Source organism: Cellulomonas carbonis (assembly GCF_014636275.1).
Classification (GTDB): Bacteria; Actinomycetota; Actinomycetes; order Actinomycetales; family Cellulomonadaceae; genus Actinotalea; species Actinotalea carbonis.
In genome coordinates this window covers 432,750-449,653 of record NZ_BMEB01000002.1, presented here as the reverse complement: position 1 = coordinate 449,653, position 16,904 = coordinate 432,750, and the positions used below count along the sequence as shown (strand labels likewise).

Sequence of the window (16,904 nt, the reverse complement as noted above, 5' to 3'; positions counted from 1 at the left end):
GTGGCGGGATCACGTCGCGGGATGTCCGGAAGCGGAGTGCTGCGTGTCGGTGCGCGGGCCTAGCGTTGCGGCCGTGGAGCACACGAGGGAGCGGGTCGTCCGGGCGTGCCGGGCGATGGTCGAGGCGGGCGGGCCCGTACCGGCCGCCGAGCTCGAACGCCTGACGGGCCGCAGCGCACGCCAGCTGACGCGGGACTTCGCGGCGGTCGTCGGGACGTCGCCGCGCGCGTTCGGGCTCGCCGTCCGGTCGGGCGAGGCGCGGCGGCTGCTGCGCGAGCACGAGCAGGTCACCGACGCGGTGTTCGCGGCGGGCTTCGGCTCGACGCGTGCGTTCTACGAGACGACGGGGCCGACGCTCGGCATGGAGCCACGCCAGTGGGCCGCGGGAGGGACGGGTCAGGTGCTGCGGTGGACGGCGGTCACGACGGAGCTGGGCACGGTCGTCGCGGCAGCGGGTGACCTCGGCCTCGCGGCGGTGCGGATCGGCGACGACGTCGACGCGCTCGTCGACGAGATCGCGCGCGAGCTCCCCGCGGCGACGCTCGAGCGCGACGACGACGGGCTCGCCGACCTCGCCGACGGGCTGCGCCGTCTCGCCGCGGGCGGGAGCCCCCGGACCGAGCTGCCCGTCGACCTGCACGGCACCGCGTTCCAGGCGCGTGTGTGGGACGCGCTGCGTCGCATCCCGGCCGGCCAGACGCGGTCGTACACCGAGGTCGCCGCCGAGATCGGCGCACCGACGGCGGTCCGTGCGGTCGCGAGCGCGTGCGCGCGCAACCCCGTCGCGCTCGTCATCCCGTGCCACCGGGTGATCCGCGGCGACGGGTCGATGGGCGGCTACCGCTGGGGGCTCGCCGTGAAGGAACGCCTCCTCGCACGGGAGCGCGAGCGGGCGGCTTCCGGCCCCGGCTCCAGCCCACCGCCGCGGGAGCCCGCGCCCCTGCGCGAGCCGGCGGGGGCCACGTCGTGACCGCGACCACCGCCCCCGCACCGGCGACCGCAGCGCCCCTGCGGTCCTGGTTCCCGGGGTTCCTCCTCGCGGGCCTGATCTGGGGCTGCTCGTTCGCGTTCATCGCGGTCGGCCTGCGCGCGCTCACACCCGTGCAGGTCGCGTTCTGGCGGCTGCTGCTCGGGGCGACCGCGCTGCTGCTCATGAGTGCCGTCATGCGCGTGCGCCTGCCGTCGGACCGGCGGACGTGGGGCCACCTCGTGGTCGTCGCGGTGCTGCTCAACGCCGCGCCCGGCGTCCTGTTCGCGATCGGGCAGCAGCACGTGTCGAGCGTCATCGCCGGGATCATCAACGCGATGACGCCGCTCGCGACGCTCGCGGTGATCCTGGCCGCATACCCCGAGGAGCGGCCCACCGCACGGCGCGTCGTCGGCCTGCTCACCGGCTTCGCCGGGGTCGCCGTCGTCATCGGCGTGTGGCGCGGGCTCGGCTCGGGGCAGTGGTCCGGGATCCTCGCGTGCCTCGCGGCGATCACGTGCTACGGGCTCGCGCTGCCGTACTCGCGGCGCTACCTCACCTCGACGGGTCAGCGGCCGCTCGGCCTCGTCACGGGGCAGGTCGCGCTCTCGGCCGTGCTCATGCTGCCCGTGGTCCTGCTCACCGGGATCGCACCGCACGGCGAGGTCACGCCGACCGTCGTCGGCGCGATGCTCGCCCTCGGCGCGCTCGGCTCAGGGGTCGCGTACGCGCTGAACTTCCACGTCATCGCCGTCGCCGGACCGGGCACCGCGAGCACCGTCACGTACCTGTCGCCGGTCGTGGCGGCGGTCGTGGGCGTCGCGTTCCTCGGCGAGCACCTGTCGTGGAACGAGCCGGTCGGCGCCCTCGTCATCTTCGCGGGCGTCGCGATCGCCCAGGCCAAGGCCCGGGCCCCGCGCCCGCCCCGGGTCCCCGCACCGAGCTGACGTCGGGGCGCGGCGGGGACGTGGGGCCCCGCCCGCCCGGACGAGCGGGAGGGCCCACGCCGCCGCGCGACGTGAGCCCTCCCCCTGCTGGTCCTGCCGACCGGATCAGCCCTCGGGCGTGGACACCCGCAGGTACTCGAACTCGGCGGTCGCGGGCTCCTCACCCGCAGCGGCGCCGTGTGCGACCAGCCCGATCCGGACGTCGGCGTCGGCCGGGAACGTCCAGACCCCGCCGTGCACCCAGGTCTCGCCGTCGGTGCTGGTCGACGCCTGCACCTCCTGCTCACCGGACGCGTCCTCCGTCTTCGTCAGGCGCAGCCACGTCGTGTCGGACGGCGGACCCACGATCGTCCCGCCGTACTGGAGGCGTCCGGCGTACGGGATCTCGTAGCCGAACTCGGTCTGGCGCGTGTTCCAGATCGCCACGTGCGACAGGCGCGCGAAGCGGTCGTCGTCGACGTAGGCCACGATCCCGGCCTGCTGGTAGTTGCGGATCGTGTCGGTGCCGAGGTCGATCGTCACCTGCGTCTCGGCGACCCAGTCGCCGTCGGGCGCGTCGCGCAGGAGCACGCCCGCGGTGTTGCCGCCGCCGACCAGGTCGGCCGCCTCGACCTCCCAGCGCAGCACGCCGTCGGCCACCTGGACCGCCGGGTCGCGCAGCGCGGTCCAGCCGTCGCCGAGAGCGTCGCCCTCGAACTCGTCGCCGTCGACCACGGCACCCGGTGCGGGTGGCGTCGCGACGTCGTCGACCTCGAGCTCACCGTGCGGCAGCACGCTGAGGTTGTCCACGTGGACATCGGCACCGCTCGCGGACGCACCCGCCGGACCGTGCGCGCGCACCGACGACGGGATCCCGACCTCGACGACCGCGAACGGGTCGCCCAGGCGGGCGTGGCTCATCTCGGCGTACGCGACACCGTCGACGACCTCGAGGACGAGCGAGTGCCACGTCGTGAGGTCGATCTGCGGCGGGATCGGCGTGCGCTCCTCCGCGACCGTCCCCGGGCGACCCGTGCTGTCCGCGACGGTGAGGACGAGCTCCCGCGCGACGGGGTCGACGGCGACGCGGATGCCGGACGCCCGGTCGCTCACGCCACCGGACAGACCCGTGCCGAGCCCGACCGTCGACGTCGAGCCGCCGGTGACCCGCACGTCGGCCTCGACGCGGACGTCACCCGTGGGCCCGTGACGCGTCACGAGCAGGCCCGGTCCGCGGGACGCCGCGTACGTCCCGGCGTCGTCGTCGGTGCCCGTCGTCCAGCGGCCCACCGTGGTGAACCCGTCCCGCAGGCCGTCCTCGAACGACGCGACGGCGCGGCCGCCGGTCGCGGGACCGGCCTGCTCGTCGTCGGACGCCCACTCGCCGGCACGCACGGTCGGCCAGCCGTCGACCCAGTCGAGCCGGTCGACGAGCATCGGGCGCTCGTTGATGCCGTCGGTGCCGTCGAGGTACGGGTCCTCTCGGTCGATCGCGTGGTAGACGAACCAGTCCTGACCGGCGAGGTCCGTGACGACGGCGTTGTGTCCCGTGCCGACCCACGCGTTCCCGTTGGGTGCGATGACCGGGGTCCCGCCCGCACGCGACTGGAGCAGCGGCACGCCCTCGCGGTCGAGGTACGGGCCGTCGAGCGTCTCGGAGCGGCCGACGTGCACGCTGTAGCCGGTCGTCGGGCCCGCGCAGCAGTTGGCGGACGAGGCGAAGAGGTACCAGTAGCCGTCGTGCCGCACGACGTACGCACCCTCGTACTTGTTGTCGATGGTGACCTGCGTCGGCTCGCCGACCGCCTCCGTGCCGTCCTCGGACAGCTCGGTGACCCAGATGCCGCCGTAGTACGAGCCGTAGAACAAGTGCTCGGTCCCGTCGGTGTCGGTCACGTGGTGCGGGTCGAACGTCCACAGGAAGTTGTCCGGCCCCTGACGGCGCGGGTCGACGACGGCGTCGCCCGAGTCCGTCCACGGCCCCGTCGGGTGGGGTGCGGTGGCGACGCCGATCGCGTTGTCGTTGATCTCGTCGGTGAGCGTCGTGTCGGTCACGACGTAGTACAGGCGGTACTCACCGTCGACGTAGCGGACGTCGGGAGCCCACAGGGCGGCGTTCCGGTCGCGGTCCGCCCACTCGGGCAGCGTGTCCTCGGTGAACGCGTCACCGACGTACTCCCAGGTCACGAGGTCCGTCGAGCGCGAGATCGGCAGGATGTGCCGCACGCCCTCGCCCTCGCGGAGCGCGTCCGTGGTCCCGAACGCGTACCAGTAGCCGTCCTTGCCGCGGATGACCGCGGGGTCGGCGAACGTGTCCGCGAAGTCCTCGCTCACGGGGTTCGTGTAGGACGTCGCGGTGACGACGGGGTCCTTCCCGGGCCACGTGGGGCCGTGGGAGCTGCCCGCAGCGGGGGTCGCCGCGAGCGTCGCGGCGACCGCGCCGGCCGAGAGCGCGGCGATCACCCCGCGCAGGGGTCGGGTCGTGCGGGCCGAGCGGCCCGCGGTCGGAGGGTGTGTCAGCAGCATGGGTGGTCCTACCGATCGACGGTGAACGGGGACGACGACGCGCCGCCGGGTGGGACGCGCGGGTGCGGGACGGCCGACCCGACGACGACGTCGGACAGCGCCCCGGAGGTGGACCGCCGGGTCGGCGGCCGTTGGTAAACCTTGTACCGGACAGTCCTACCTCATGGGTAAACCTTGGACAAGAGGGGCGAAGCGGGAAGAAGGGTCAGCCCCGACGGGTCAGGACGGGCGGGGCCACCCCGGGCCCGGGCGGGCTTGGACGGGCCCGGACGCGACGAGACCCCGCCGGGTGCAGGACCGACGGGGTCTCGTGGGCGGCAGCTGCCGCCGGGTCGCGGCCGCCCCCCTCAGAGCTCCGCGACCACCCGGACGGTCGACCCCGCCTCCGCGTACGGCACGAGGTCGCCCCCCAGCGGCTCGCCGTCGACGGTCAGGCGGGCTCGCGCGCCCGGGGTGCCCGTGTTGCGCACGGTGATCTCGTAGGTCGCACCGCGCGCGACGCGGCGGACCGTGAACTCGGGGACGTCGGGACCGATCTGCGGGTCGACGACGAGCCCGTCGTACTCGGGCCGCACGCCCAGCAGGTACTGGCTCACGGCGACGAAGTTCCACGCCGCGGTGCCCGTGAGCCACGAGTTCTTCGCCTCGCCGTGCCGGACGGCCTCCTTGCCGGCGATCATCTGCGCGTAGACGTACGGCTCGAGGCGGTGGACGTCCGAGATCTCCTCGCGGTAGGCGGGCGTGATGCGCCGGTAGTAGTCGAACGCCCGCTGACCGCGGCCGAGCACCGTCTCGCCGATGATCACCCACGGGTTGTTGTGGCAGAAGATGCCGCCGTTCTCCTTGTAGCCCGGCGGGTAGGTCGACACCTCGCCCATGTGCACCTGGTACGTCGTGTACGCGGGGAACTGCAGCACCATGCCGTGGTCGGTCGCGAGCATCTCGCCGACCGAGTCCAGCGCGCTCGTCGCCTTGTCGCTGCCGTTGCCGTCCACCCCGACGCGCGCCATGACGGCGAAGCCCTGCGGCTCGATCCAGATCTTGCCCTCGTCGTGCGCGTCGGTCCCGATCGGGTTGCCGTCGTAGTCGTACGCGCGCAGGAACCAGCGGCCGTCCCACGCGTGCTCGAGCATCGCGGCGCGCATGACCTCGACCGCGGCCCGGGCCTGCTCGGCGACCTTGGGCAGGCCGCGGTGCTCGGCGATGCGCGCGTACTCGGCGCCGTAGAGGACGAACTGCGCGGCGATGAAGACCGACTCCGCGACGCCCCCCGCCTGGTTCTCCGTCGTCTGGAACGACTCGCCCGGCTCGGTCGAGAAGCAGTTGAGGTTGAGGCAGTCGTTCCAGTCGGCGCGCCCGATGAGCGGCAGCCCGTGCGGGCCGCGGTGGTCGAGCGTGAACTGGAACGAGCGCGTGAGGTGCTCGAACAGCGTGTCCGCGATGGTCTCGTCGTTGTCGAACGGCACCTTCTCGTCGAGGACCGCCCAGTCGCCGGTCTCCTTGATGTAGGCCGCGACGCCCGCGATGAGCCACAGCGGGTCGTCGTTGAAGCCCGACCCGATGTCGTCGTTGCCGCGCTTCGTGAGCGGCTGGTACTGGTGGTACGCCGACCCGTCGGGCAGCTGCGTCGCAGCGATGTCGAGGATGCGCTCGCGCGCCCGCTCGGGGACGAGGTGCACGAAGCCCAGGAGGTCCTGGTTGGAGTCGCGGAAGCCCATGCCGCGCCCGATGCCCGTCTCGAAGTACGACGCCGACCTGCTCATGTTGAACGTGACCATGCACTGGTACTGGTTCCAGATGTTGACCATCCGGTCGAGCCGCTCGTCCGTCGAGCTCACCGAGTAGGTCGACAGCAGGTCGGTCCAGTACGCGCGCAGCCGGTCGAACGCGGCGTCGGCCTGCTCGGTCGTCGCGAACCGTCCGAGCAGCGCGTGCGCACGCTCCTTGTTGACCACCTGGTGCGCGTCGTCGGCCCACTTCTCGTCCTGCGGGTTCTCGACGTAGCCGAGGACGACGACGTACGTGCGGCTCTCGCCCGGCGCGAGCTCGAGCTCGAGGCCGTGCGACCCGATGGGGTACCAGCCGCTCGCGACCGACCCGGCCGACGCGCCCGCACGCGGGACCGCGGCCTCACCGAGCCCGTTCCACGCCCCGAGGAAGGTGTCGCGGTCGGTGTCGAACCCGGCAGCACGCGTGTTGATGCCGTAGACGGCGTAGTGGTCGCGGCGCTCGCGGTACTCGGTGCGGTGGTAGATCGCGCTGCCGTGCGGGCCGTCCTGCTCGACCTCGACCTCGCCGATCGACAGGTTGCGCTGGTAGTTGGTCTGGTCGTCCTGCGCGTTCCACAGCGCGAACTCGAGGAACGTGAAGAGCTTCAGGGACTTGGTGACCTCGGACGTGTTCGTCACGGTGATGCGCTGGACCTCGGCGTCCTCGCCCATCGGCACGAAGAGCAGGGTCTCGACCCGGACCCCGCGCCGCTCACCGGTGATGTGCGTGTACCCCAGGCCGTGGCGCGTCTCGAAGTGGTCGAGGTCCGCCTTGACGGGCAGCCACGACGGCGTCCACACGTCGCCGCCGTCGTTGACGTAGAGGTAGCGGCCGCCCGCGTCGGTCGGGATGTTGTTGTAGCGGTACCGCGTGAGGCGGCGCATCTTGGCGTCGCGGTAGAACGAGTAGCCGCCGGCCTGGTGGGACACGAGCGAGAAGAACTGCTCGTTGCCGAGGTAGTTGATCCACGGGTACGGCGTGTGGGGCGTGGTGATGACGTACTCGCGGGCGTCGTCGTCGAAGTGGCCGTAGCGCATGGGGTGATCGTCCTCGGTCTGACCGTCGCCGGTCGATGTGCGGCTGCGCCGTGGGAGCGCTCTCACGGCAACTGTAGCGCTGGGCGAGCGCATCCGGAAGGGACTTCGGCAGGGTGCTGGGACGCGCCGGGGCGTCACGGCGGGGGTCCGGCCGACGTCGCGGCGAGGGGCTGCCCACGCGGCGCGGCGGTCGCCCGGCGACGCGGGGCGCCGACCACGTCCGGTCGGCGCCCCGCGCGGTCAGGGCTCAGGCACTCGTCACGTGCAGCGACGTCCGCACGGGCGTCGGGTTCGCGAAGAGGTCCAGCACCGGGCAGTGCGCGTCGACCGCGGCCTGGAGGGTCGCGTACCGCTCCGCGGGCTCCGGCCCGACGAGCTCGACGTCGAGGCTCACCTCGGAGAACCCCGCCCGCACGTCGTCGTCGAGGCCGAAGAAGCCGCGGACGTCGAGGTCGCCGACGGCGGTCACGCGCACGTCGTCGAGCCGGATCCCGAGCCGCGCGGCCCAGAACCGGTACGTGACGACCTGGCAGCCGATGAACGCGCCGAGCGCGTACTCGACCGGGTTGGTCGCGGAGTCGTCGCCGCCGAGGGACGCGGGCTCGTCGACGACGAAGCGGTGCTGCCGGGTCTCGACGTCGGTCGCGACGGCTCCCGTCGAGGTCCCGGTCGCGGTGAACTGCACCGCGGCGCGCGACGCGTCGTCGGCGACGGCGGCCGCGGTGGCCGAGACGATCGCCGCGAGCTGCTCGTCGCGTGCCGCGGCGAGGTCGGCGCCGCGGGTGGTGGTGGTGGTGGCGGTGGTCGGGGTCGTGGTCATGTCGTGCTCCTGGGTCCGTGCTGTCGTGGGCGCGGGGCGGGCGCACGCGACCAGGACCGGGGACGACGACGCGACGCGCGCCGGACCGGCGCGGTGCGTGCGGGTGACCGCCAGGTGGTGGGGCGCGCGCCCTAGAGCATTCGCGCCGCGAGGCGCGTCACGCCGACCGTCGCCGCAGCCAGGACCGCGCAGGCGGTCGGTGCGGGGGTCGTGGCCATGCCTCGACCGTAGGGCGCGGTCTCGCGCACCGGAACGTCACGTCCACGATGCGGCACGCCGCTGGCACACGGGCGGGGGGCGGTTCGCCCAGTGTGTCCCGGTTCCCGCTACCCTCGCCCACCGTGACCTCGCGCCCCCGTCCCCGCCGCTCGACCCTCCTCGGCGCCTCCGCGGTCGCCTGCGCCGTCGCACTCGTCGCCTGCACACCGGGCGGTGGGGACGACCCCGACGCGTCGTCGTCGGCCGACACGTCCGAGCGCTCGGGCGGCGACGGCGGTGACGGCGGCGGCGCCGGCGGCGACGGCGGCCCGGTCGTCGTCGGCGGGCACGAGTACGAGCCGATCCTGGAGGGCACCTTCCCGGTCCCGGGCACGGCGGGCGACGACGCGACGACCGTGGGTCTCGTCTCGCTCGTGGGCTCGGGTGACACGACCGAGCTGCGGCTCGTGCTGACGCCGCAGTTCTCGAGCGCGGACGAGGGGATCTCGATCTACGAGATGCTCGACGACCACGTGGCGCCCGAGATCTGGGACGTCGCGGGCCTGCGGTCGTACGACGTCGTCAGCGACACCGGGATCGAGCTGGAGACCGACGTCGTCGCCGCGCAGACGGCCAACGGCGAGCCCGTCCTGTACCAGGGCTTCTTCCCGGCGCTCGAGGGCCGACCCGAGGCCGTCGACGTCGTCGTCCACCCGGCGTGGCCCGTCTTCGAGGACGTCCCCGTGACGTACGAGGACTGACGTGCGGCTCCCGACCCGGGCACGGGTCCCCCGCCGGACCGCCGTCGCGACCGCGACCCTCGTCGGCGCGGTCCTGACGGCCGCGGCCGCACTCGCGGCTCCCACGGCGCTCGCGGCCCCGGCCCACGCCTCGGTGGCGCCGACCGACGCGACCGACCGGCCCGGGGTCGACGTGCTCACGGTCGACGACCTGGGCGGGATGCCCGACGACGCGACCGTGTCGCGCTCGGTGCGCACCTACGGCCCCGGCGGCCCGCGCGAGTACTCCGGACGGCCTCGGCACTTCGACCCCCAGGGGACCATCACGTCGGTCCAGCAGGTGCAGACCCGGGGCGACGACGTGCTCGTCACGCTCGCGTCCGACCTGCTCTTCGACGTCGACAGCGCCGAGCTCGCCGACGCCGCACGGCAGCGCGTGACCGAGCTCGTCGCGGACGTCCCGCAGGGCGCGACGCTCGCCGTCGACGGCCACACCGACTCCGTGGCGTCCGACGCGTACAACCAGGACCTGTCGCAGCGGCGCGCGCAGGCCGTCGCGGACGTGGTCGCCGCCGCCCGTCCCGACCTCGCACTCGAGGTGCGCGGGCACGGCGAGTCCGCGCTCGCGGTCCCCGAGTCCGGCGACGACGTCGCGGAGGACCGCGCGCGCAACCGGCGGGTCGAGCTCCGCCACACCGCCGCGGGCGCGGTCTCCACGGACACCGAGACCGCGCGCCCCGAGCCCGTGACGGGCGAGTACCTCCCCGGTGAGCCGCGCATCAGCGGGGTCGACGCCGCCGCCGTCGTCGTCGAGCACGTCGTCGAGGTGCCGGCCGGCGACGACGCCGGGACGTCCGTGCGGGTCGGCGTCGAGCCGGTCGTCGTGCGCGGGTCCGTCGCCCGGGTGCGGATCCACCTCACACCGCTCGAGGGCGACGGCCGGCACACCGTGTACGGCATGACGGGCGAGGGCTCCTTCTACCCGCGGGTGATCGACCCCGTGAACCTCACGACGTACCGGGTCCTGCGCGAGACGGGGATCGAGTGGTCGACGAGCACGGTGCTCGCCGCGACCGTCGTCGACCGGCCCCTGCGCTACGAGGCCTACGTCGCGCGCCCGCTGCACGACGTGGCGACCGTCGACGTCTCGGTGCTGCCCGAGTGGCCCCGCCTCGAGGGCGTCCCCGTCGTCCGGGACGAGTGAGCCGACCGGCCCGTCGACGGACGGAGGTCCTGTTCCCCTCACCGGAGTGCCTGGCTAGCCTGCCTGCAAGGGCCACTCCAATGAAGGAGATCCGAACATGGACCAGGCAGAGACGCCGAGGATCCGCAACGTGGCCCTGGTGGGCCACAGCGGTGTCGGCAAGACGACGCTCGTCGAGGCGCTGCTCCACCGGGCCGGGGTCATCCCGCGGCCGGGACGCGTCGAGGAGGGCTCGACGGTGTGCGACACCGAGCCCGAGGAGATCAAGCGCGGCATCACGCTGTCGCCGGCGGTCGCCCCCTTTCGGTGGACCGCGTCCGACGGCGCGACGTACCGCGTCAACCTCGTCGACACCCCCGGGTACGCCGACTTCGTCGGCTCCGTCGACGCCGCGCTCGCCGTGGCCGACCTGGCCGTCCTCGTGGTCAGCGCCGTCGACGGCGTGGAGGTCGGCACCGAGGTGGCGTGGCGGCAGTGCGTCGAGCGCGGGATCCCCCGGCTCGTCTTCGTGACCAAGGAGGACAAGCAGCGCGCCGACTTCCACCGCGTGCTCGACCAGCTCCGCGAGCGCTTCGGCGCCGGGATCGTCCCGCTCGAGCTGCCCCTCGGCGAGGAGGAGCGCCTGCACGGCGTCGCCGACGTCCTCTCCGAGAAGGGCTTCGAGTACGAGCCCGACGGCACGCACCACGCCGAGCCGCTGCCCGACGACGTCGCCGACGAGGAGCACCGCCTGCACGACGAGGTCACCGAGGAGATCGTCTCGGGCGACGACGACCAGCTCGAGCGGTACCTCTCGGGCGACGTCCCGAGCGCGGCCGAGCTCGAGCGGACCCTCGCGCACGAGGTGCTCGACGGGACCGAGGTGCCCGTGCTGCTCGGCTCGGCGCTGACGGGCGTCGGCATCGACCGGCTGGCGGACTACCTGTGCGAGATCGGACCCGCGCCGCGGCCCGTGACGGTGCACGTCGGCGGACCCGACGGGCAGGAGGTCGTCGTCGAGCCGGACCCCGACGGCGAGCCGCTGCTGCACGTGTTCCGGACCGTCGCCGACCCGTTCGTCGGGCAGGTGTCCCTGTTCAAGGTGCTCAGCGGCACGGTCCGCAACGACGACCGCCTGGTCAACGCGACGACGGGCGCCGAGGAGCGCCTGCACGGCATGTTCCACCTGCGCGGCAAGGAGCACCTGCCCACCGACGCCGTCGTCGCGGGCGACATCGCCGCCGTCGCGAAGCTCGCCGACTCCCCCACCGGCTCGACGCTCGGCCGGCGGGCCGTGCGCGTCGTCGTCGACGGCGTGCCCGCGCGGCCGCCCGCCTACGCGCTCGCGCTCACGCCCGTCACCCAGTCCGACGACGACAAGCTGTCCGGCTCGCTCGCGCGCCTGTGCGCCGAGGACCCGACGCTCAGCGTCGACCGGACGACCGACGTCGGCGCGGCGAGCGGCGGCCACTCGCAGACGGTGCTGCGCGGCGCGGGCGACGTGCACCTCGCCGTCGCGCTCGAGCGGCTCGCGCGGAAGTTCGGCGTCAACGTCACGACCGCGCCCGTGCGGGTCGCGTACCGCGAGACGATCGCGGCGGCCGCCGACGTCGAGGGCAAGGTCAAGAAGCAGTCCGGCGGCCACGGGCAGTTCGCCGTGGTGCAGCTGCGGGTGTCGCCGCGCGGGCGGGGCGAGGGGGCGGCGTTCGTCGACTCGGTCGTCGGCGGGTCGGTGCCGCGCAACTACATCCCCGCCGTCGAGCGCGGCGTCATGGAGGCGATGGAGGCCGGCGGGCTGCACGGGTTCCCCGTGGTCGACGTGCGGGTCGAGCTGTACGACGGGAAGTTCCACTCGGTCGACTCGTCCGACATGGCGTTCCGGACCGCGGCCGCTCACGGGCTGCGCGAGGCGCTCCAGCGCGCGGGGACCGTGGTGCTCGAGCCCGTGTCGCTCGTGACCGTGACCGTGCCCGCCGAGCTCCAGGGCGACGTGCTGGGCGACCTGTCGGGCCGGCGCGGGCGGATCAGCGGGTCCGACGTGCTGCCCGACGGCCGGTCCGTGATCGAGGCGACGGTGCCCGAGGCCGAGCTCGCACGCTACGTGCTCGACCTGCGGTCGCTCACGGGCGGCCGCGGCTCGTTCACCGCCGAGCACAGCCACTACGACGTCGTCCCGTCCCACCTGGTCGACAAGGTCGCCGTCCCCGTCGGGTGACGGGGGCGGCGGGGGCCCTCCACCCCGCTCTATGGGGAACCTCCGTTCCGGATAGCGGCACCCACCTTCCTCATAGGCGGCTCCGCGGCCCGCCGACCCGCGGAGCCCGGCCGCGCCCGACCCCACCCCGCCGTACGGGGAACGTCCGTTCCGGATAGCGGCACCCACCTTCCTCATAGGCGGCTCCGCGGCCCGCCGACCCGCGGAGCCCGGCCGCGCCCGACCCAACCCCGCACTACGGGGAACCTCCGTTCCGGATAGCGGCACCCACCTTCCCCACAGGCGGCTCCGCGGCCCGCCGACCCGCGGAGCCCGGCGCCTGGCGCGCGCCCGGTGCGCGGCCTGAATGCCCTCATGGCGGTGTGTCCACAGTTCTGGCGGACCCGATCCTGCCGTCGCGCTCGCGTGGTCCACCGTCGCGGGATGAGCAGGATGCCTTCGGACCTCCGCCGCCTCGCGGACCGACAGGACGCGGTCCTGAGCGCCCGTCAGATCCTCGACGCCGGGATGTCTCGCAGCCGCGTCCAGCGCCTCGTCGAGGAGGGCGCGTGGCAGCGTCAGCACCCCGGGGTCTACGTCGTGCACTCAGGGCCGGTCGAGTGGCGGTCGAGGGCGCATGCGGCCCTTCTCCACGCAGGCGACGGGGCGGCCCTGAGCCACCACTCGGCGGCGTACGTCCACGAGCTCGTCCTCCGACCACCCGCCTCGGTCGAGGTCGTCGTCCCCCATCAGCGGCGCGTCGTCGGGTCCTCGGAGCTCCGGATCCGACGACGTCGCGCGATCGTCGCCGAGCGGCGCGCACGACTCGTCGTCGTCGACCGTGCCGAGACGGTGCTGGACCTGCTCGGTGCGGCGCCGAGCGAGGATCGCGCGGCGGCCGTGCTGTGCGAGGCACTGCGCAGGCGGGTGCCGCCCGACCATCTCCTTGACGCACTCGGTCGCCGCGCTCGCCTACGCCATCGGTCGCTCGCGCTGGACGTCCTCGGAACCCCGACCGTCGAGGTGGAGTCGCCGCTCGAGCTGCGCTACCGACGGGACGTCGAACGGCGCCACGGGCTGCCTCGGGCGGTGCGCCAGCGGTGGGAGCTGCTCGACGGACGCTGGCTGCGCGCCGACGCGGTCTATGAAGGGCTCGGGGTGCGTGTCGAGCTCGACGGCGAGGTCGCTCACCCCGGTGGCCGGACGGACGCCGACGTGTGGCGGGACAACGCGGTCGCCGTCGGCGGCGGAGGGATCACGCTGCGGTACCGCTGGCCCCACGTCGTCGCCGATCCCTGCGGAGTGGCCCGTCAGGTCGCCGAGGCGCTCGCGGGGCGCGGGTGGACGCGTTCACCACGCCTGTGCGGGCTGGCCTGCACGGCGACGCGGTGACCGCGATGGCCCCGTCGACAGGAACGTCGTCAGTGGGGAAGGCCGACACCCGACGGCGACGCCGGCCTTCCCCACTTCCCCGACCGATCGCCCCCTCAGGTGCGGGCGGGGGTGCCGCGGTAGGCCGCGACCTGGGCCTCCAGGACCTCGTCCCACGGCGTCGGTGCGAGTCCGAACGTCCGCTCGGCGGCCGACGAGTCGAGGACGAACGGGCGCTCGAACTGGTACGCCACCTCGCCGAGCTCGCGGAGCATCGGGTTCACCGCCCCGAGCGCCCGCAGGAGCATCCGCGAGTGCTCGCGCACGGGGACCGGCTCGAGCCCCGCCACGCGGCACAGGTCGGCGACCAGCTCGCGCTGGGTCCGGGGCGCGTTGCTCGGCACGTGCCACGCCCTGCCCCACGCCCGCTCGTCGGTCGCGGCGACGACGGCGAGGCGCGCGACGTCGTCGACCGACGTCCACGAGTGCGCGACGTCGGCGCGCGGCAGGACCGTCACCGGCCGACCCGCGAGGAGTCTCGGCATGACGCGGTCGCCGACGTGGCTGCCCGGCCCGGGGCACACGTAGTCGGAGCCGCGGACCTCCGTCGCCCGCAGCCGCCCGTCGTCGTGCGCCGCGAGCGCCTGCTCCCACATCGCCGCGCGCACCCGGCCCTTGGTGCCGTTCGCAGCAAGGGGAAGGTCCTCCGTCATGGGCCCGTCGACGGGGCCGTACCCGTACAGGTTGCTCACGGTGACCAGGACGGCGCCCGCGCGCTCGGCCGCGGCGAGCAGCGATCGGTGCAGGGGCGGCCAGTCCGCCGCCCAACGGTGGTAGGGCGGGTTGGCGGCGTTGTGGATCGACGCGGCGCCGACGGCGAGCGACGTGAGCCGGGCGGCGTCCGACGCGTCGGCGGCCACGCGGCGGACGCCGGCCACGTCCGGCCCGGAGCCCGACCGGGTGACGACGACGACGTCGTCGCCCTGGGCCGCGAGGCGACGGGCGATCGCGCTACCGACGGGGCCAGCCCCGACGACGACGTGCAGCGACATGGTGCGCTCCTTCTCGCCGGCGAGCGGCGTGTGATCGGCGATCCACTCCGAGAGCGGTGCTCTCGCGTGATGAGCGTCGCGTGCGAACCGCCTTGCTGTCAAGAGCACTGCTCTCGTCGGCGTGCACCGCTCCCGGAGCGTGGCAGGATCTCCCGCGTGGAACCCCCTTCGACTCCCGCGACAGGCAGCACCGCGCCGGTCGACGGCATGGACCGCTCACCCGGTCCAGCAGCCGCCGGTTCCGCACCAGGCGCATCCGCACCCGGCGGGTCCGCACCCGGCACGCCAGCACCCGGCACGCCAGCTCCCGGCACGCCGGCACCCGGCACGCCAGCACCCGCCGCGCCCACGCCCGCCGCGTCGGCACCGCGCACCGCCCGCGAGCGCGCTCGCGCCGAGCTCACCGCCGAGATCAAGGAGCGCGCCCTCGCCCAGCTCGCCGAGGGCGGTGGCGCGGCCCTGTCCCTGCGCGCCGTCGCCCGGGAGATGGGCATGGCGTCGTCGGCCCTGTTCCGCTACTTCCCCAACCGCGACGCCCTGCTCACGGCGCTGATCGTCGACACCTACGACCGCCTCGGCGTCGCGGCCGAGTCCGCCGCTGCCGCCGTCGAGGGCGAGCCGGTCGGCGAGAGGTGGGCCGCGATCTGCCACGGGGTGCGGGACTGGGCGCTCGCCCACCCCCACGAGTACGCGCTCATCTTCGGCTCGCCGATCCCCGGCTACGTCGCGCCGCAGGACACGGTCGGCCCCGCGAGCCGGGTCCCGGTCCTGCTCACCGGGCTGCTCGCGGAGCTCCTCGCGACCGGCGCCCACGACCCCGCCGCGGCCCCACCGCTGCCCGACGACGTCGTCGCGGCGGTCGCGCCCGTCGTGGGGATGCTGCCGCCCGGGGCGCCGCCGGACCTCATGGTCCGCGGCCTCATCGCGTGGACGTACCTGTTCGGCGCCGTGTCGTTCGAGGTGTTCGGTCACCGGCACGGGGTCGTCGCCGACGCCGCCGCGTTCTTCGACCACGAGGTCCGCCGCATCGCGACGCTGCTCGGGATCACGGGCCCCGGCGCCCACGGCTCGGGCACGTAGCCTGGCCGTCCCGCCGACCAGCCCATCCCCGGAGCGTCCGTGACCCAGCCCGCCCCGTCCGCGAGCACCGCCCCGTCCGCGAGCACCGACCCGTCGGCGAGCACCGACCCGCCGACCGCCTCGCCCGAGGCCACCGCACCCGCGAGCCAGGCACCCGCCGACGCGCCGCCCGCGACGACGGCACCCACGAGCCAGGCACCCTCCGGCACGGCTCCCGCGAGCCCCATCCGTCGCGTCGCGCTCGAGGTCGTCGCGCGGCGGCTGACCGTGCTGCGCGTCGAGCCGCTCGGCCGGTCGATGCGGCGCGTGGCGCTGGGCGGGCCGGAGCTCGCGGGCTTCCGGTGCGAGGGGCCGACGGACCACGCCAAGGCGTTCTTCCCGCCCACGCCCGACGACGACGTGCCGATGCCCGAGCTCGTCGACGGACGCTGGGTCGCCCGCGAGGGCGAGCGCCCGGTCAGCCGCGACTACACGATCCGCACCTTCGACCCCGCGGCGGGCGAGGTCGTCCTCGACATGGCCGTCCACGACCACGGTCCCGCGGGTCGCTGGGCGGCGGCCGCCCGGCCCGGCAGCCGCCTCGGCCTCCTCGGGCCCAAGACGACCAAGCTCCCGCCCACCGACCGCGACTGGTACCTGTTCGCGGTCGACGAGACGGGCCTGCCCGGGCTGGCCAACTGGTTCGACCGCCTCCCCTCCACGGCGCGCGTCCTCGCGTTCGCCGAGGTCGACGGCCCCGAGGACGAGGTCCCGCTCGCCGGAGCGCACGAGGTCACGTGGCTCCATCGCGGGACCGCCGAGCGCGGCACCACGACGCTGCTCGCCGACGCGGTGGCGCGTGCGGGCCTGCCCGGCCCGACCGGTCGGGGCTGGGTGTGGGCCGCCGCGGAGGCGACGGCCGTGCGCGGGGTCCGGCGGCACGTCACGGCGCTCGGCGTGGACAGGTCCTGCTCGTCGATGACCGGCTACTGGCGCGTGGGGGTCGCGGGCTTCGACCACAAGTCGCCCGAGGCGACGGACTGACGGCGTCGCGGCCGCCC

Annotated in this window: 12 protein-coding genes; 8 read left to right on the top strand and 4 right to left on the bottom strand. The window is 74.5% G+C overall.

Features of this window, described 5'->3' with window-relative positions; genetic code table 11:
* Window positions 1-73 precede the first annotated feature (73 nt).
* Together IEV86_RS07295 and IEV86_RS07290 are read left to right on the top strand one after the other, a co-directional pair.
* Entirely contained in the window at window positions 74-970 is an 897-nt protein-coding gene (locus IEV86_RS07295; protein ID WP_152605597.1) for a methylated-DNA--[protein]-cysteine S-methyltransferase, read from the top strand.
* Window positions 967-1,914 carry a DMT family transporter gene (locus IEV86_RS07290; RefSeq protein WP_052426030.1) on the top strand — a complete coding sequence of 316 codons (948 nt, stop codon included), beginning with the start codon at window positions 967-969 and terminating at the stop codon, window positions 1,912-1,914. Before IEV86_RS07295 ends, IEV86_RS07290 begins: the two co-directional genes overlap by 4 nt.
* A 105-nt stretch (window positions 1,915-2,019) precedes the next feature.
* Here the strand turns inward: IEV86_RS07290 and IEV86_RS07285 are convergent, their stop codons facing one another.
* The 3 genes from IEV86_RS07285 to IEV86_RS07275 all read right to left on the bottom strand — a co-directional run bounded on the left by IEV86_RS07285 (window position 2,020) and on the right by IEV86_RS07275 (window position 8,046).
* Window positions 2,020-4,419, bottom strand: a complete 2,400-nt coding sequence (locus IEV86_RS07285) for a glycoside hydrolase family 43 protein (protein ID WP_052426031.1) — start codon at window positions 4,417-4,419, stop codon at window positions 2,020-2,022.
* A gap of 347 nt (window positions 4,420-4,766) precedes the next feature.
* A complete protein-coding gene (locus IEV86_RS07280; protein ID WP_043604540.1) occupies window positions 4,767-7,226 on the bottom strand; it encodes a glycoside hydrolase family 94 protein in 2,460 nt (819 codons plus the stop codon).
* A gap of 247 nt (window positions 7,227-7,473) precedes the next feature.
* Entirely contained in the window at window positions 7,474-8,046 is a 573-nt protein-coding gene (locus tag IEV86_RS07275) for an OsmC family protein (RefSeq protein ID WP_081978600.1), read from the bottom strand.
* A gap of 341 nt (window positions 8,047-8,387) precedes the next feature.
* On the opposite strand from IEV86_RS07275, the gene IEV86_RS07270 reads away from it, so the two are divergent.
* From IEV86_RS07270 to IEV86_RS07255, 4 genes are all read left to right on the top strand, one after another.
* A complete protein-coding gene (locus IEV86_RS07270; protein WP_043604543.1) occupies window positions 8,388-9,005 on the top strand; it encodes a hypothetical protein in 618 nt (205 codons plus the stop codon).
* 1 nt (window position 9,006) lies between these two features.
* Window positions 9,007-10,188: an OmpA family protein gene (locus IEV86_RS07265; RefSeq protein ID WP_052426032.1), complete on the top strand. Its 1,182-nt coding sequence runs from the start codon at window positions 9,007-9,009 to the stop codon at window positions 10,186-10,188.
* A gap of 97 nt (window positions 10,189-10,285) precedes the next feature.
* On the top strand, window positions 10,286-12,382 hold the full coding sequence (locus IEV86_RS07260) for an elongation factor G (protein WP_043604545.1): 2,097 nt from the start codon (window positions 10,286-10,288) through the stop codon (window positions 12,380-12,382).
* Window positions 12,383-12,805: 423 nt separating this feature from the next.
* The gene (locus tag IEV86_RS07255) at window positions 12,806-13,753 is read left to right on the top strand and encodes a type IV toxin-antitoxin system AbiEi family antitoxin domain-containing protein (RefSeq protein ID WP_043604548.1); all 948 of its coding nucleotides are present in this window, start codon (window positions 12,806-12,808) and stop codon (window positions 13,751-13,753) included.
* Window positions 13,754-13,848: 95 nt separating this feature from the next.
* Here IEV86_RS07255 and IEV86_RS07250 read toward each other — a convergent pair whose 3' ends face one another.
* Window positions 13,849-14,784, bottom strand: coding sequence for an NAD-dependent epimerase/dehydratase family protein (locus tag IEV86_RS07250; protein WP_043604551.1), 936 nt, complete (start codon window positions 14,782-14,784; stop codon window positions 13,849-13,851).
* A 207-nt stretch (window positions 14,785-14,991) separates the two neighbouring features.
* On the opposite strand from IEV86_RS07250, the gene IEV86_RS07245 reads away from it, so the two are divergent.
* Together IEV86_RS07245 and IEV86_RS07240 are read left to right on the top strand one after the other, a co-directional pair.
* A complete protein-coding gene (locus tag IEV86_RS07245) occupies window positions 14,992-15,864 on the top strand; it encodes a TetR/AcrR family transcriptional regulator (RefSeq protein WP_081978601.1) in 873 nt (290 codons plus the stop codon).
* 39 nt (window positions 15,865-15,903) lie between these two features.
* Window positions 15,904-16,887, top strand: coding sequence for a siderophore-interacting protein (locus IEV86_RS07240; RefSeq protein ID WP_052426034.1), 984 nt, complete (start codon window positions 15,904-15,906; stop codon window positions 16,885-16,887).
* Window positions 16,888-16,904 lie beyond the last annotated feature (17 nt).

What these genes read in the sequence shown, in the direction of transcription:
- IEV86_RS07285 (WP_052426031.1), bottom strand. Translation starts at nt 4,419, where the DNA reads ATGCTGCTGACACACCCTCCGACCGCGGGCCGCTCGGCCCGCACGACC.
- IEV86_RS07255 (WP_043604548.1), top strand. Translation starts at nt 12,806, where the DNA reads ATGAGCAGGATGCCTTCGGACCTCCGCCGCCTCGCGGACCGACAGGAC.
- IEV86_RS07260 (WP_043604545.1), top strand. Translation starts at nt 10,286, where the DNA reads ATGGACCAGGCAGAGACGCCGAGGATCCGCAACGTGGCCCTGGTGGGC.
- IEV86_RS07250 (WP_043604551.1), bottom strand. Translation starts at nt 14,784, where the DNA reads ATGTCGCTGCACGTCGTCGTCGGGGCTGGCCCCGTCGGTAGCGCGATC.
- IEV86_RS07280 (WP_043604540.1), bottom strand. Translation starts at nt 7,226, where the DNA reads ATGCGCTACGGCCACTTCGACGACGACGCCCGCGAGTACGTCATCACC.
- IEV86_RS07275 (WP_081978600.1), bottom strand. Translation starts at nt 8,046, where the DNA reads ATGACCACGACCCCGACCACCGCCACCACCACCACCACCCGCGGCGCC.
- IEV86_RS07245 (WP_081978601.1), top strand. Translation starts at nt 14,992, where the DNA reads ATGGACCGCTCACCCGGTCCAGCAGCCGCCGGTTCCGCACCAGGCGCA.